This window comes from Frankia sp. CoBUL1 (assembly GCF_978021245.1).
Window position 1 is genome coordinate 1 of the sequence record NZ_CDXDOS010000050.1, and the last position, 15989, is coordinate 15989.

The 15989-nt window shown below is 71.2% G+C and carries 14 protein-coding genes and 1 pseudogene; 1 reads left to right on the forward strand and 14 read right to left on the reverse strand.

Annotated elements, in window-relative coordinates; genetic code table 11:
• Together AC08OX_RS06470 and AC08OX_RS06475 are read right to left on the reverse strand one after the other, a co-directional pair.
• Positions 1 to 490 (reverse strand): annotated as a pseudogene (locus tag AC08OX_RS06470) (hypothetical protein); the annotation flags it as partial.
• A 124-nt stretch (positions 491 to 614) separates the two neighbouring features.
• Positions 615 to 3731: an FtsK/SpoIIIE domain-containing protein gene (locus AC08OX_RS06475; RefSeq protein ID WP_476606978.1), complete on the reverse strand. Its 3117-nt coding sequence runs from the start codon at positions 3729 to 3731 to the stop codon at positions 615 to 617.
• Between the two features lie 321 nt (positions 3732 to 4052).
• Between AC08OX_RS06475 and AC08OX_RS06480 the strand changes: the two genes are divergently transcribed.
• Positions 4053 to 4604, forward strand: a complete 552-nt coding sequence (locus AC08OX_RS06480) for a phosphatase domain-containing protein (protein WP_476606979.1) — start codon at positions 4053 to 4055, stop codon at positions 4602 to 4604.
• A 60-nt stretch (positions 4605 to 4664) separates the two neighbouring features.
• Here AC08OX_RS06480 and AC08OX_RS06485 read toward each other — a convergent pair whose 3' ends face one another.
• From AC08OX_RS06485 to clsA, 12 genes are all read right to left on the reverse strand, one after another.
• Positions 4665 to 5474, reverse strand: coding sequence for an ABC transporter permease (locus AC08OX_RS06485; RefSeq protein ID WP_476606980.1), 810 nt, complete (start codon positions 5472 to 5474; stop codon positions 4665 to 4667).
• The gene (locus tag AC08OX_RS06490) at positions 5471 to 6559 is read right to left on the reverse strand and encodes an ATP-binding cassette domain-containing protein (RefSeq protein ID WP_476606981.1); all 1089 of its coding nucleotides are present in this window, start codon (positions 6557 to 6559) and stop codon (positions 5471 to 5473) included. Before AC08OX_RS06490 ends, AC08OX_RS06485 begins: the two co-directional genes overlap by 4 nt.
• 54 nt (positions 6560 to 6613) lie before the next feature.
• Positions 6614 to 7153 carry a MerR family transcriptional regulator gene (locus AC08OX_RS06495; protein WP_035958339.1) on the reverse strand — a complete coding sequence of 180 codons (540 nt, stop codon included), beginning with the start codon at positions 7151 to 7153 and terminating at the stop codon, positions 6614 to 6616.
• A gap of 591 nt (positions 7154 to 7744) precedes the next feature.
• The gene (locus AC08OX_RS06500) at positions 7745 to 8224 is read right to left on the reverse strand and encodes a bifunctional nuclease family protein (protein WP_476606982.1); all 480 of its coding nucleotides are present in this window, start codon (positions 8222 to 8224) and stop codon (positions 7745 to 7747) included.
• 167 nt (positions 8225 to 8391) lie between these two features.
• The gene (gene ftsR, locus AC08OX_RS06505) at positions 8392 to 9168 is read right to left on the reverse strand and encodes a transcriptional regulator FtsR (RefSeq protein WP_011435910.1); all 777 of its coding nucleotides are present in this window, start codon (positions 9166 to 9168) and stop codon (positions 8392 to 8394) included.
• Positions 9169 to 9184: 16 nt separating this feature from the next.
• Complete coding sequence (locus AC08OX_RS06510; RefSeq protein WP_009739506.1) at positions 9185 to 9730, reverse strand: FHA domain-containing protein; 546 nt, start codon at positions 9728 to 9730, stop codon at positions 9185 to 9187.
• A 293-nt stretch (positions 9731 to 10023) separates the two neighbouring features.
• A complete protein-coding gene (gene gcvH, locus AC08OX_RS06515; RefSeq protein ID WP_476606983.1) occupies positions 10024 to 10404 on the reverse strand; it encodes a glycine cleavage system protein GcvH in 381 nt (126 codons plus the stop codon).
• A 137-nt stretch (positions 10405 to 10541) separates the two neighbouring features.
• Complete coding sequence (locus tag AC08OX_RS06520; protein ID WP_476606984.1) at positions 10542 to 11294, reverse strand: DUF881 domain-containing protein; 753 nt, start codon at positions 11292 to 11294, stop codon at positions 10542 to 10544.
• Between the two features lie 152 nt (positions 11295 to 11446).
• Entirely contained in the window at positions 11447 to 11779 is a 333-nt protein-coding gene (locus tag AC08OX_RS06525) for a DUF1290 domain-containing protein (protein WP_476606985.1), read from the reverse strand.
• Positions 11776 to 12543: a DUF881 domain-containing protein gene (locus AC08OX_RS06530; RefSeq protein WP_476606986.1), complete on the reverse strand. Its 768-nt coding sequence runs from the start codon at positions 12541 to 12543 to the stop codon at positions 11776 to 11778. Before AC08OX_RS06530 ends, AC08OX_RS06525 begins: the two co-directional genes overlap by 4 nt.
• A 182-nt stretch (positions 12544 to 12725) precedes the next feature.
• Positions 12726 to 15212 carry a sugar phosphate nucleotidyltransferase gene (locus AC08OX_RS06535; protein ID WP_476606990.1) on the reverse strand — a complete coding sequence of 829 codons (2487 nt, stop codon included), beginning with the start codon at positions 15210 to 15212 and terminating at the stop codon, positions 12726 to 12728.
• A gap of 18 nt (positions 15213 to 15230) precedes the next feature.
• A complete protein-coding gene (clsA, locus tag AC08OX_RS06540) occupies positions 15231 to 15839 on the reverse strand; it encodes a cardiolipin synthase ClsA (RefSeq protein WP_476606987.1) in 609 nt (202 codons plus the stop codon).
• Positions 15840 to 15989: the final 150 nt, after the last annotated feature.

Sequence of the window (15989 nt, forward strand, 5' to 3'; positions counted from 1 at the left end):
CCCGTCCCGTGCGGTCGGCCTCCCGCCCGGCCTGTGCCAATGATCGGCCCCGCCGATCGCCCGGTTCGGCCGGGACGTACCCGCCCCCGTCGCGGTAGAGGCCGCGATTCGCCGTCCCCTTCTTCGCCAGGCCGACCCGCGGGACGGCGGCAGCCGCTTCGGCCGAGGTGTCGCCGGCCGCCGAGCGCAGCTGGTCGAGCTCGGTGAGCCCATACTGGGCGAGGGGCTCGGCGACCTGGTCCCAGACACTGCGGACCCTGGCCCGGATGTCCTGGGCGGCGTCCCGGTGCCGACGCGCGGCCGCCCGGCCGTCCTGCCGTCGGTCGCGGGCGTCGCGGCCGGCCCGGGCCCGGGCCTCGTCGGACGCACCGAGCAGGCGCCGGTACTGCATCGCAGCCTTGGCCGGATCGTCAAGATCCGGGTCGCCAAGGCCCGCGTCGCCGAACAGGTCGGCGAGATCGGACGCATCCACCGGCACAGATCCAGCCACGATCCCGTTCCGTCCTCTCCCGGCGCCTGCTCGGCCGTCGATCCCCACGTCGCCGACAGCCGCCACATCGCCGACACCCGCCACGTCGCCGTCGCTTCCCGCCCCGTCGTCGGTCCGCATCGGACTACCCCTGATCCAACGGCGCGAACGGCACCACGGTGCGCGGTTCGGCCTGGACGTGCCGGTCGAACAGGACCGCCCGATTCGGCATGGTCCCACCGGCCACCGACCGGTGTCCGGCCAGGACGAACAGGTCGCTGCCGGGTACCCCGGCCGCCACCCACGCGGCGATGTCGTCCCGGTTACCCGGACCGAGGTCCTCGGCCAGCCGGGACACTCCCCGCCACCAGCCCAGCAGGTGCACGCGCTGCGCCGGTCCCCGGCGGGTGAGCGTGCGCAGGTCGTCCAGTCCGGTGCGACGGGTCACCGGGTCACGCGCCTCCAGCCCGGCCCGGCCGGCGTCCATCGCAAAGACGACGACGAGCCGCAGCGGCGGCGCGACCGGGCCCACGCTGCCGGTGAGTGCGGACTCCTCCCGGGCACGGGTCTCGTCGGCGGCACCGGCCAGCACTGACCGCAGGCCGGTGACATCGGCGACCCGAACGGGATGCCCGGCCCGGCGTACGCGCGCCGCGAGCACCTCCGCGGCGGCGAGCGCCATCGGCTCCGCGACGATGATCTCGACCACGAGTCCACCGGCCGGGACCTGCGCGGCGACGCTGGCCGCCGCCGCCTGCAGGATGCCGACCGCCTCCCGACGCAGCGGACCGAGCACGGCGAGATGCCGGCCGGGCAGCGCGGCGAGCCGTACCCCGACCGCGGGCGGCGCGAGGTCCAGGGGCACGCCGACCAGCGCGAGGGGATCGACATCGTTCTCGGCACCGTCCCCTGAGCCGCTCCCGGAACCGCAAGCACGCCCCGGCGACGCACCGCCCGCCAGCAGGCTCGGACCGGTTTCGCCACCGTCGCCGATGATCGCTTCGGCCGCAACCGCCTCGACGGCTGTCGGCGCCGGACGCCCGTCCAACGCCTGGTAGATCGGGTTGTCGTCAAGAACCGCGGGGGCGTGACCAGCAAAGACCCGCGGGGGCCTCGCATTCGGCACACTGCGGGCGGTCGTGGCCGCCAGCCGCCCACGCAGCACGCCTATCGCCGCCGGATCCGGGAAGGCGACCCGGACGAGTTCGTTGCCCGCAGGATGGCCGTTGCGCCGGTTGACGATAGCCTCCCCGACGCCCGAGAGCGCGCCGGCAGCCTCGTTCGCCGTGGACAGCAGGACCCGTGACTCCGAGATCGAGGTACGCAGCGCCACGCGCAACGCGAACTGCCCGAAGATCGAACCACGCTTCCCGGCGGTGGCGTCAAGCGCGTCGATACCGGACAGCGTCTGACTGGCGAGCAGCAGATGGACCCCGTAGGCGCGGCCCTGGCGGGCCAGGACCTCCAGGTGCGCGACGGCCTCCCGCGCCACCGAGTCCATCGGGGTGAGCATCACCTGGAACTCGTCGACCACGACGATGATCCGCGGCCAGGCCGAGCTCCGGTCGGCCGCCCGCAGGCCTCGCAGGTCGCGGGCGCCGACCGCGCGCATCGCCACGGCGCGGCGGCGCATCTGTTCACGGACCGCCCGCAGCACCGCGACGCCGAACTCGCGGTCGCTCTCGATGCCGACGGTGTCGGCGTGCGGCAGGTAGAACGGGTCCGTCGGACCGGCGGCAAACTGGGCGAACTCCAGCCCCTCCTTGAAGTCGAGCAGATGGAAGCGGACCTGGTCGGGCCCGTAACGCGCGGCGATCCCGTAGATCACGTCGAGGAGCAACGTCGACTTGCCCGACCCGGCCTGGCCGCCGACGAGGGCGTGCACGGTGTCGTCGTCGAAGGTGAACCCCACCGGCCCGTCGGGGCCCTGCGCCACCTCGACACCCACCCCGGCGGCGCTGTCGAACTCCCACAGGCCGCGGGGCAGCATGTCGCTGATGGCCGGCGGCCGGGCGGCCTCCCGGGTGGCCGCCGCGGCGACCTGAGCCGCGACCGCGGCGACCAACATGGAGTGCGGCGGCGGGTCCAGCTCGACCCGCAGCAGACCGGTCAGCGACGTGCGCCAGCCTCCCGCGGCGGCCCCGAGCCATCCCGGCCGATCGGCGAGGAGCTCGACCGCGGTGAACACCACCGACCTCGGCAGGGGTTCCGTCACCGAGTCCCCGTCCTCGTCGGCTCCCAGACCGCTGACGTCGGGATCCAGCGGCGTCAGCGCATCGGGACCGTCCCGCGAGCCGCCCAGGACCGGCTCCACGCCGGGCGGCCGGACCTCCACGATGGAGATCACCACCACCCCGCAGGACGGGCCCTGGGCCGCGATGGCGGCGAGCGCCCGCGCGCCCTCGTCGTGCAGCCGGGGCTCACCAAGCAGCACCAGGACGCGCCAGGGCTCCGAACGCGGAAGCCCAGCCTCCTCCCGCTCCCGCAACGAGTCGAACCGGCCACCGAGCCGGTCCACGGTGATTCTTCCCACCTCCGCCGACAGCTCCGCGAGGACCTCCTCAAGCCGGGCCCGCGTCGTGAGCGTGGGGGTGGCCACACCGGCGGCACGCAGCGGCGCAAAGCCGGCGAGCCCGGCACCGAACTCGTGGGGATCGTAGACGACGAGTCGGACCCACCCGGCCGGCGCCGCGGCGAGGACGCGGGTCAGCAGGCCACGCACGAGGTCGACCGCGGCGGGCCGGCTGGACCGGGTCGTCTCGATCCGCAGGTTCAGGCCGTCCAGCAGCGGGATGGCCAGTGGCACCGTCCGGTGCTGCGCCGTGGGATCGTCGGGCGGCACGATGACCTGACCGACCTGCCACAGAGCGGGCCGGAAACGAGCTCGGTCGCCGACCGGGGCGACACCGAAGGGGCCGTGCCGCCAGTCGGGCGCCGCCCAGGACGCGCCGGCGAATCCACGCGCCCGGGAACGGGCGATCACGGCGGCCCGGGCGAGCTCCCCGGCGACGTCGAGCCGCCCCGCACCGGACTCACCGGGGCCACCGGCCTTCCCCGAGGCACCGGCCTTCCCGGAAGCACCGAAGCCCACCTCGGTCTCGATCCGGTCCGCCTGCTCATCCAGCCGGTCGGCGAGCGCCAGTGCCGCCCCCAGCGAGGACTGGATGCCGGCCACGAGCGTGCGCGCCCGCCGGGTACCCGACACGTCGACCTCCCCACACTGTGTGTTGCCGTGCTCGGCGTCGAGCCCCCCGACGACCATGACACGTCCGACGGAGCAAACATCCCAGAACGCGCCGACCGGCCGAACTGGCCTGCCGGCGCGACGGTCTGGACACAGGGACATCGCCGGACGAAAGCATGCGACGACATCGGCGACGTTATCGGTACAACCACCCGCCGCCTGGCCGTTCCGGACGACGGCGACGCCGGGACCACCCGAGCGGGCCACCCCCGACCGGCACCAAATCAACGGCGCCGCGCGTGTTCAATGATCCGTCGGGGCAACCGTCCCGGTCAGGTAAGCCAGCGCACCGATCGAAGGGGCGAAGGTCGGCGATGAGCAGGTGGAAAGGGAACGTCGGTGACGGACGCGGCTGACACGGCTGACACGGCGGGCCGCACGGAGACGGCAGGTACGGCAGGTACGGCGGCGAAACAGCGACCGCTCGCCGTCATCGACGTCGACGGGGTAGTGGCCGACGTCCGACACCGATTGCGCTTCCTGCGCGCCAGTCCCAGCGACTGGGAGGCGTTCTTCGCAGCGGCGCCCGCCGATCCCCCCCTGGCCGAAGGGGTGGAACTGGCCCGCAAACTGGCCCGAGACCACGAGGTGGTATGGCTGACCGGCCGGCCGGAGCGTTCCAGAGAGGCGACGCGGCGCTGGCTGACCGAGCAGGATCTGCCGCCGGGTGAGCTGCGGATGCGTCCGGACTCCGACCGTCGGCCGGCTCGGGTGTTCAAACGCGCCGAACTTCGCGAGCTCGGCGCCGGCCGTCGGGTCGCCGTCGTGGTCGACGACGACCCCGCCGTGGTGGACCTGCTGCGCGCCGACGGCTGGCCGGTCCTGCGGGCCGAATGGCTCGCCTACGAGGCGACGCTGGGCAACGCCCAGGAGACCGAGGGCCGCACCTGACCATGAGCCGCGCCTCGGCGACATCGGGTACGGCCCGCGTCCGGCGGTCGGGCCCGCCGGTCAGCGCGAGGCCGACCGCCGGTACACGCGCGCGGCGAACGGCCCGAACACCACCAACAGACCCAGACACCAGGCGAGGGACTGCAGGAGGACGGAGACGACCGGACCGCCGAGGAACAACGCCCGCACGGCGTCGACGGTCACCGTCACCGGCTGATGCCGGGCGAACGCCTGCAGCCAGCCCGGCATGGTCTCCACCCGGGCGAAGGCCGAGCTGGCGAAGACCAGCGGGAAAATCCAGATGAATCCCGCCGACTGCGCCGCCTCCGCGCTACTCACCGACAGCCCGATGACGGCGGACAGCCAGGAGAAGGCGTACGAGAACAACAGCATCAGCCCGAACCCGGCCAGCGCCGCCGGCACCGTGGTCTCCCCGAACCGGAATCCCACGGCCAGACCTACCAGAAGCATCACCACGACGATGAAGACGTTGCGGGCGAGATCGGCCAGGGTACGGCCGGTGAGCAGCGCCGACCGGCTCATGGGAAGGGAACGGAACCGGTCGATCAGGCCCCGCTGACGGTCCTCCGCCAGCCCCACGCCGGTCAACATCGACCCGAAGATCACCGTCTGTAGGAAGATGCCCGGCATCAGGTAGTCCACGTACTTGACCCCGTCACCCACGTTGATCGCGCCACCGAAGACATAGGTGAACAGCAGGACGAACATGACCGGCTGGATGGTCGCGAAGATGACGAGCTCGGGTATCCGCCATGTCTGGATCAGATTGCGCCGGCACATCACCCACGCGTCAGCGACGGCCCACGACAGCCGCCCGCGCCCCGCCGGAGTCAGCTCGAGGGTGCTCATATGGTCACCATGTCCTTGTCATCCTTGTCATCCTTGTCATCCCGGTCGTCCCGATCGGCCCGGTCGTCCCGGTCATCAGGGTTGCCGGTGTCGCCACGGCCGTCGCCGCCCGCACGTGCGGGCGGCGTCTCGCTGCCGGCCGAAGCGCGCCCGGTCATGGCGAGGAAGACGTCGTCCAGCGACGGCCGGTGCAGGGCGACGTCGGAGATCGGCACCCCCAGCTCGTCGAGACCCCGGACCACATCGGACAGCACGCTCGCGCCCGGTACCGGCGCACTGACCCGACGCGTCTCCCCGTCGGCCGTCGCCGCGCCGGATCCGAACCGGGCGAGCACCGCCCGGGCGGCCTGGACATCCTCGGCGGCGTCACCACCGACGACGATGTCCAGCCGGTCGCCACCAACCTGCGACTTCAGCTCGTTCGGGGTACCCCGCGCGATGACCCGGCCGCCGTCGACCACCGAGATCCGGTGGGCCAGCCGGTCGGCCTCCTCCAGGTACTGCGTCGTGAGCAGGACCGTCGTGCCGTCCTGCACCAGATCGGCGATCACCCTCCACATCGCCGAGCGGCTGCGGGGATCCAGTCCGGTGGTCGGCTCGTCGAGGAACAGCACCGCCGGGTTGATAATCAGACTGGCCGCGAGATCGAGCCGCCGCCGCATCCCGCCCGAGTAGGTACGCGCCTGCCGACCGGCCGACTCGGCGAGCTCGAACCGCTCGAGCAGCTCGACCGCGCGGGCCCGCGCGACGCGGCTGCGCAGACGGTAGAGCCGCCCGAACATCTCCAGGTTCTCCAGGCCGGTGAGCCGCTCGTCGACCGCCGCGTACTGGCCGGTCAGACCGATCCGGGCACGCAGCGCGTCCGCCTGCCGGACGACGTCCAGACCGAGGACCCTGGCCTGGCCGCCGTCCGGGCGCAGCAGGGTCGACAGGATGCGTACCGCCGTCGTCTTGCCGGCTCCGTTGGGCCCCAGCACGCCGTGCACGGTGCCGGCATCGACCCGCAGGTCCAGGCCCACCAGCGCTCGTTTGCCGCCGTAGCTCTTCTGCAGGCCCTCGGTGAGGACCGTCGGGTTGTCTGTCACGAGGCGGACCGTACGACGAACCACCGACAGTTCGGAACCGAATAAGGGCGGGGGCTAGGCCGAGCTCCGCCGGGTCCGACGACTGGCCAGCTCGTCGCCGGGATGGGTCGCCGGCGGATGACCAGGCCGCTCGCAGGGCAGTTCGGCCAGCTGGCCACGCATGTCGCGCAGGGCTCGGCCGACGGCGATGGCGAACACGCCCTGTCCACCCCGGACAAGATCGATAACCTGATCGTCCGAGGTGCACTCGTACACGGTGGAGCCGTCGCTGATCAGGGTGAGCTGCGCCAGGTCGTCCACGCCGCGGGTACGCAGATGTTCCACCGCCACCCGGATGTTCTGCAGCGACACACCGGCCTCAAGCAGCTTGCGGACCACGCGCAGCACCAGGACGTCACGAAAGGAGTACAGCCGTTGGCTGCCGGAACCGGACGCGTCGCGGACGCTGGGGACGACCAGAGCGGTCCGAGCCCAGTAGTCGAGCTGGCGGTAGGTGATGCCCGCCGCGGCGCAGGCCGTCGGCCCCCGGTACCCGACGTCGTCCCCCGGCGGTTCGGGAATCTCATCCGGAAAGAGCTGGCCCTGTTCGATCATCGCTGTACGCACTTCGCCGCCATGCCAGCCCCATCCTCTGGACCGTTCCGGATCCGTCCCGACCGCCGACGTCACCCGACGCCGCCATCCCGGACACCCGGCCCGATCGAACCGTTTCCACTGTCGTGCGGCCTGCCACGATCACCTCGACCGCACGACTCCCCGACCACCGACGGCCGGCGAGGCCGCGGCGTGGCACCCTTGTGCCCGTAATCCGGGACCGCCCGTCCACCCGTCGGCACGGAACCGGGCAGAGCACATCACGCCGTTGCCACGGCCCGGCAAGGTCAGAGCCGGAGAGAGCCCGTTCCGCCACGTCTACCGCGGGCAGGGGCACGAACTCTACGGTCGGGCTCTCCCGACCGTAGGAGCGACGCGCGGTTCCTTCAATGATCTAAGCCGGCGTGTCTGGAGTCCAGCGGACGTCATTCAACAGATCGGTCAAATCGGAAGCTCGCCCCGATACTGCCCGCACTGTGGATCACAGTGGATCACAGCCGACCTCGGCCACGGCTCGCTGAAAGTCTCAGCGGCCGACCTGCTCCCAGGCGGGCACGCCAAGGGCTGGGAAGCCTCGGGAGCCGGGAACCCTCAGGAGTCGGGGGTGTTGAAATCCTCCGGGGAGATCGTGTCAAGGAACTCCCGGAACTTCTCCAGCTCGCTCTCCTGTTCTTGTTCCTCGGGAACGGTGATCCCGGCCTCGGCCAGAACCGCCTCGACCCCGTAGACCGGCGCTCCCATCCGCATCGCCAACGCGATCGCGTCGGACGGCCGGGCGGAGACCTCCACCCCGTTGCCGAACACGAGCGTGGCGAAGAAGACGCCGTCCTGGAGGTCGGTGATGGTTACCCGGGTCAGGTCCGTCTGCAGCGCACGCAACACGTCCCGCATCAGGTCATGGGTCATAGGTCGAGCCGTCGTGATGCCCTCCTGGGCGAAGGCAATCGCCGTCGCCTCGACAGCACCGATCCAGATAGGCAGATACCGCTCACCGCCCACCTCCTTGAGCAGGACGATCGGCTGCTTCGACGGAAGCTCGACTCGCACGCCGACGATGTCCAGCCGATGCACCGATCTACCTCCTCGCAGGTGGGGCGGGGCGGGATGTTGTGACCGGAGCCAGAAAACCCCACAGGGGAGACAGTATCCCCGCTTCCGTCCGGCGTCAGCGCGCCCACCGGTTCGGCTGTCCGGCAAGGCACTCCGAGCGCAGCCCCGACAGCCTCCTCACCTTGGTCTCAACTCGATCGTCCCGCCGCCAGCCGGGAGCGCAACAGGGCCGCGTGCAAGCGGACCAGCAACGCCGCCAGCTCATCGGCGGTCTCGGCGTGCCGTCCCGAGCCCTCACCACCGCGCTGGCCCCGCAACGGGGCGACGGCGGCCTCGATGAGACCAGCCTCACGGTCGGCCACCGTACGGGCGGCCCGCAGATGCCGGGGCTGCACGCCGTGGCCGGCCAGCAGCGCCACGGTCCGTGCGACGAGCAGGGCGTCGGAATCGTAGTACCCGCCGCCGGCGATCGGACCCACCAGGCCGTGCTGTTCCAGCTCGGTCAGGGCCTCGTCGCCGAGCCCCGCGGCGGCGAGAAGCTCCCGGCGCGACATTCTGACCCGTTCCGCCCCGAGGAACGCGTCCAGGCCGGTAGGGGCCGGATGCGGGGGCAGCGCGCGGGGTCCAGGCCGATGCACCGGGGTCTCACCGCGGTCGAGCGACGCCAGCTCCTCCTTGATCACGCGCAGCGGAAGAAAGCGCTCCCGCTGCGCGTGCAGGACGTAACGGAGCCGGGCAACGTCGTCGACCGAGTACTTGCGGTAGTTCGCGCTGGTACGGGCGGGTTCGACGAGTCCCTCCGCCTCGAGATAACGGATCTTCGACAGGGTGATGTCGGCGAAGTCCGCCCGCAGACGGTCGAGAACCTGGCCGATGTTGAGCACCTTCGCGTTCTGTCCGGCCTGGTCCGAGCGCGTTGCGCCCGAACGCGGGGCCGACGATGCCGCGGCGAGGCCGCCGCTCACCGTGGGTCCTTCCTCGTCACCGTGCCGCTGACCCCCCGTAGCTCGCGCCAGTCAGGAACACCAGCCGGAACTTGCCGATCTGCACCTCGTCGCCGCTGGTGAGCTCAGCCGAGTCGATCCGCTCGCGGTTGAGGTAGGTACCGTTCAGGCTCCCGACGTCGCGAACCGAGAAGCCCTTGGTGTACGGCGAGCGATGGAACTCCGCATGCCGACGGGAGACGGTCACATCGTCGAGGAAGATATCGCTCTCGGGATGGCGGCCGACGGTGGTCATGTCGGCGTCCAACAGAAAACGACTCCCCGCATTCGGCCCCCTCTTGACGACGAGCAACGCCGAGCCGGGAGGTAGCGCGTCAACGGCGGCCACGGCGTCCCGCTCGGTCGACTCGTCGACGTGGTCGCCCTCGATGCCGGACAGCGCGGCCGCCAGGTTCAGCGTCGACGTTTGCTCCGCGGGTCTCTCCGGCGCCACGGGCTCACCCGGACGTACCAGAGGAGACCCGCACCGCGCGCAGTACAGCGCGTCGGACGGGTTCTGCTGTCCGCACCTCGTGCAGAACACAGTCGCGTCCGCTTCCTGCCGGGATCCCGCACGGGCGGGGTACCCCAGCCGCTTCGGCCGCCACCGGACGGGCGGCGGGAACGTCTCTGCCAACACTGCGATGGTGGTAGCCAGACGTCCGCAGCCCACCCCCATCACCAGGATGATCACATGGCGACGGTCGGGTCGTCCACGATCGTGCCCCGGTGCACTCCGAGGCTAGTGCATCGCGGGCACGGTCGTGAAAAGAGTGCGACCCGTGTTGTTCGGCGTGGCGTGGCCCACCACCCACCAGAAGCACAAACCAGATACTCTCAGTTTTCCTTCACGTGCTCCGCGTACTCTTCGGCGGTCAGTAGGCCGGTGACGTCGGCGACATCCGCGACCGTGAGCTCGACGAGCCAGCCTTCCCCATAGGGATCAGAGTTGATCAGTTCCGGCGCACCGGCAAGTGCCTCGTTGCGCGCCGTCACCTCTCCGGCGATCGGCGCGTAGATCTCGGACACGCTCTTGGTCGACTCGACCTCTCCGAAGGACTCACCGGCCTGGACCGCGGAGCCGATGTCGGGCAGAGAGACAAAGACGATGTCGCCCAGCGCCTCCTGCGCGTAGGACGTGATGCCGACCCGTGCCGTGCTCCCGTCGAGCCGGATCCATTCGTGCTCACGGGTGTACTTCAGGTCGTCCGGGTACACCGGAGATCGCCTCCCCTTGCTCTGACCACTGCGCGGACCGCTCTGCGCCGCCCGGCCCGACGCCATACCGTGCCGCGCCGCGCCGCGAACTCCACCAGGAACCACGTTCCTCGGCTGGCCCGGGGAACAGGGGTCTCCTATCCGGCCGGACGGGCGTAGCGAGGACTCGGAGCGGGTCGCAGCGCACGGATCTCGATGTGCTCGGAGGTCCGAACGGTCGCCTGCGCCCCGTCCCGTGCCGCTACCGTATCGAGCACCCCGCCGGGGATCCGCATCGCCTGGTCCAGCGTGTGGGCGTCGCCCACCACCCGCAGCACGTACGGCGGCGCGATCGACGTGCCGTCGACCACCAACCCCCGCCCGGGCTCGTCGGCCACGTAGGTCGAGACGACCGCTCGGACCCCGGCGATCTCGATCGCCTCGGCGCCCGCGTCCCGTAGCTCCTGCAGGGCGTCGACGAGGATCGAGGCGTCGACCGCGCGGTGAGGGTCCTGGATCGTCAGTTCGAGCCCCGATCCGGTGACCGGCACTATGCCGGTGAGGATCGCCAGCCGGTCGGCCTCGCGACGCACCTCGTCCGGCCCGGCCGCCGGGGCCGGCACCGACGTCGGCACGGGCGGCATCATCGGTTCCGCCTCCCGGCGGAGCTGCTGCTCCCGGGCTGCCAGGGACCGGTCGACGGCGCCGATCGCACCGAGGGTCGCGGCGAGCTCGTCCGGCCGCGCGGTGGCGAGTCCGAAGGACGGCTGCGCGGACCGGGTCGCGGCGACCACGGCGAAACCGAGACCGGCGAGCAGGACCAGGCTCAGGGCAGGCCGCGTCCGGGAACGACCCGGCCGGACGTGCCCCGGAACCGGGCTCGGCGTCGGCTCCGACGCGACAGGGACCACGACGGGCGACGTGGGCGGGTCCGACGGCGCATCGGAGACCGGCGCATCGGAGACCGGCACCGGATCGGGCTTCGGATCGGGCTTCGGATCGGATGCGGACTTCCGTCCGGGCCCGGATTCCGAAGGGTCGCCTGCCGAGGTCACCGCCATCGTCAGACCTTGATCAGATGTTGGCGCAACGCGGTCGCGGTGGTGAAGATGCGGATGCCCAGCACCACGACCACCGCGGTGGACAACGCGCCGCCGAACCCGATCAGGTCGCCGAGCAGCACCATCAGGACGGCGATCGCGACGTCGAAGACGAACGAGACGATGAACGCCCGGTTGTCGAACACCCTCTCCGCGACGGCCCGCGCGCCGCCGAGAGCAGCGTCCACCGCGGCCACCACGGCGACTGGGAGGTAGGGATCCATCCAGTCGGGGACGGTCGGGCCCAGCACCAGGCCGGCCGTCACGCCCAGGGCAAGGGCTACCACGGCGATCATGATTCGCTCCGTCGAGCATGCCGCAGCACCTGGGGATCGGCCGCGGGCAGGGTCAGGTTTCTGACGGTGACGACCGACAGGGAGGTCACCGGTGAGTCGGGACGATGCCGCAGCCGGTCGATCACGGCGGACTCCTCGAGACGCCGCACGAGATCGTCCGGATCACCCACCGCTTCGACGGTGTACGGCGCGATCACCGGTACGAATCCGACGAGAATGAGATCACCGGCCGCCCGGATAGCGCTGAGAGCCGTCAGGCGGACGCCGTTGACCGCGACAGCCTCGGCACCCGAGATCCACAGCACGTTGACGAGATCGGCAAGATCTCGATCTTGAATCCGGGTCCAGCCGGACGCCGGTGCGGAGTGGGGACCGGCGGGCCCGGTCAACGGGCGCAGCGGGGTAGGCGCCGTTGACGCACGAGGTGCCGACGGTGCCGAGGGCCCGGGGGCGGTCCGGTCCGCGAGCTCGATCCGGGCACCCGGTCCACGCACGGGGGACCAGCCTGCCGCCGGCCCGAGATCCGACAGCGCCGCCGTGGCCCAGGCCAGCTCACGCTCGGCCCGGGCACGCTGTCCCCGCGCCGTCTTCACCCGCAGGCGCAGCTCGCCGACCCGGGTCGCGGCCGCAGTGGTCGCGGCGGATCGCTCATGGATCTTCGCGCGCAGGGCCGCGACGAGCTCCGCGCGTTCCCCGGCCGTCGTCGCGGCACGCCGGGCGCCGGTCGCGATCACCAGGCCGAGCAGGCCGAGGACGAGGGCCAAGGCGAGGGGACGCTGCCAGGGGCGACGGGGCCGCCCGGAGACGCCGCAGGGATCCGAAGGGCCGGCGGCCCCGGGGCATACCGGCCCTCGGCGTGGCCATCCGGTCCGTTCTCGCACATTCGGCATTCTGACCGACCGGACACCGAGCGCCGCCGACCAAGGCCTCGCCGCGCGTGCCGCGGCTACCGCGCCTCGACCACCTCGACCCAACGCTGCAGCAGCACGTGGGCCTCCTCGATGTCGGCACCCTCCGACCACAGGTGGGTGACCGCCTCACTCGGATCCGGCAACACCAGGATCCAGGAGCCGTCCGGACCGACGATCCGAACCCCGTCCGTGGTGTCGATGACATACCCCGTATCCGGGTCGACCGACTCCACCACGCGACGCATGACGGTGCCCTTGACCGCCCACGGGGTGGGCACTGAACGGCGCAGGATCGCTACCAAAGGTATCCGGGCGTCGATGGTGCTGAGTGTCAGCCGGGTCCGTGCCACCAGGGCCAGCAGTTTCACGAACACCGCGATCCCGTCGATCGCGGGGGCGAACTCGGGGACGATGAAGCCGCCCCGCCCGTCGGCGGCGAAGACGATGCCGTCGTCACGGGCGACCCCGGTCAGCGCCGCCGCCGACAGGGAGGTCCGGCGTACCGTCAGCCCGTGGAAGCAGGTGACCTGGTCGGCTACCCGGGTGATGGTCACCGGCAGGGCCACCTCCGCGCCGGGATTCTCCGCCGCGACGAGGTCGAGGAACACCAGCAGGGCCCGGTCATCGTCGATGAGGTCCCCCCGCTCGTCGACGATCGTGACGCGCTCGCCGACATGATCGAACCGCACGCCGAAGGCCGCCCCGGAGCTGGCGACGAGGGCGCCCAGACGGTCGGTGGCCCGCAGATCCTCCAGGGCGCTGCGGGGCGGGATGATCTCGTCAACGCGTCCATTGACGGTGAGCACGTCAACGCCGAGCCGGCCGAGCAGTGTCGGCAGCACCAGGGACGCCGAGCCACCCGAGGGATCAACGACGATCTTGAGATCCGCCTCGGCGACGCCGGCGGTATCAACCCGGTCGAGCAGATCCTGGATGTAGAGATCCATGGTACGGGCCGGGAAACGCAGGTCACCGATCTCACCGGGAAAGGCCCGGCGGAACTCCTGGCGGGAGAAGACCCGGTCTAGCTTGCGCTGTGCCACCGGGGAGAGGTCGTCGCCGTCGGCATCCAGGAAGATGATGTCGATGCGTTCCGGGTCTCCGGGGGTGGTGCGCAGCATGATCCCCCCGGCGGCGTTGGACGAGCGGACGTCGAAGCGGGTGACCGGCATCGGTGCCACCTCGAGATCACGGACGTTGATGGCACCGGCGGTCAACGCGCTGATGACGGCCCGCTTGAGGGCCCGGGCGGCGCGGGAACCGTCCCGCGCGGTGGTGACGGTGGCCCCCTTCTTCAGGGTCGTGGCGTAGGCACCGGCGAGGCGCACCACCAGCTCCGGGGTGATCTCCGCGTTCACCAGGCCGGACACCCCGCGCGGCCCGAACAGGGTCCGCTGGCCGCGGGACTCCCAGATGACGGAGGTGTTGACGACCGCGCCGGCCTCGATCGTCTTGAACGGATACACCTTCACGTCATGGGAGACGAACGCCTCCTCGCGGACGACGCACTCGTCTCCGACGACGGCGCCCTCCTCGATCCTGGCCGCCCGCAACACGTCGGTGCTCTTGCCGATGACGCAGCCGCGCAGGTTCGTCTGCGGGCCGATGAGCGCGTTGTCCTGGACGATCGCCCGGTGCAGGAACGCGCCGCTCTTCACCAGCACGTTGCTGCCCAGCACGGAAAACTCCCGCAGCTCGGCGCCGGCCTCCACCTTGCTGTAGTCACCGACCACGAGCGGCCCCTTGAGGATCGCCTCCGGATGGACCTCGGCGTCCTCACCGATCCACACCCCGGGGGACACCTCGAAACCGCCGATCTCCACGTCGACCTGGCGGTTGAGCACGTCGGCCTGGGCCCGTTGAAAGCTCGCGATGGTGCCGACGTCCTCCCAGTACCCGGACGCCACGTAGCCGTACACCGGGGCACCCGCCTCGACCAGCCGGGGGAAGATGTCGCCGGACCAGTCCACCGCCTCGCCGGGCGGCACCTGGGCAAGCACCTCGGGCTCCATCACGTAGATGCCGGTGTTGACGGTGTCGGAGAACACCTGCCCCCAGGTCGGCTTCTCCAGGAAGCGCTGGATCCGTCCGTCCTCGCCGGTGATGACGATGCCGAACTCGAGCGGGTCGGGGACGGATTTCAGCGCGACGGTGACGAGCGCGCCCTGACGCCGGTGGAAGGCAACCAGGTCGGTGAGGTCGATGTCGGTCAGCGCGTCCCCGCTGATGACCAGGAACGCCTCGTCCCGCAGGGCGTCCTCGGCGTTCTTCACGCTGCCGGCGGTGCCCAGCGGGGTCGTCTCAGTGGCGTACGACAGGTGCATCCCGAGCTCGTCACCGGAACCGAAGTATGTCCGGATCATCGAGGCCAGAAACTGGACGGTCACCACCGTCTCGTCGAAGCCGTGCCGTTTGAGTAGGCGCAGCACATGCTCCATGATCGGCCGGTTGACGACAGGGAGCAGTGGTTTGGGCAGGTTCGCGGTCAACGGACGCAGCCGGGTGCCCTCGCCACCGGCCATGACGACGGCTCTCACCGGTCACCTCCCACTTGCGCCGGTCCGGGCGTCCGCCCGGAAGCGCCGGACGAGCTGGCCGGCCTGGACGAAGTACAGAAGACCAGACCACCAGTACAGGGCAGTACCCCAGATCGCAAACGCCCATCCGACCGGGCGTGCCGCGGTGGCCAGCCAGGAATCCCCGGCAGACAGCAGTAGGAGAGGGAAGGCGTACAACAGGTTGAACGTCGCAGCCTTGCCCAGGTAGTGCACGGGCAGTGTGACGCCGACCCCGATCCTGCGCAGCAACGGCGGCAGCGCCAGCAACGCCACGTCGCGGGCAAGGAGCAGAACCGCGAACCAGACCGGCACGATCCCGCGGAGGGTCAGAGCGACGATGGTGGCGAGGATGTAGAACCGGTCGGCGAGGGGATCCAGCAGGACGCCGAGGCGACTCGTCTGGTTCAGCACCCGCGCGAGCTTGCCGTCCAGGTAGTCGCTGATTCCGGCGAACGCGAGAACGCCGAGCGCCGCACCGTCCGCCTTCGGACCCAGCACCAGCCAGAGGAAGACCGGCACGCCGAGCAGCCGCAGGGCGGACAGCGCGTTCGGAACCGTCCAGATCCGGTCCGAGGCGGTGGGCATGGTCATGCGGCCGTCTCTCCTCCACCGGTTGGGCGGCGCGACGCGCCGCGAAGGCGGTGAACGGCAGCCCACCGCACCCGGCGCTCCCGCAGGTCCCCACCCGACGGGTTCGGCGCCGGTGGGGACGTCCGGGCCCGGTGGGGGCCGCAACGCCCC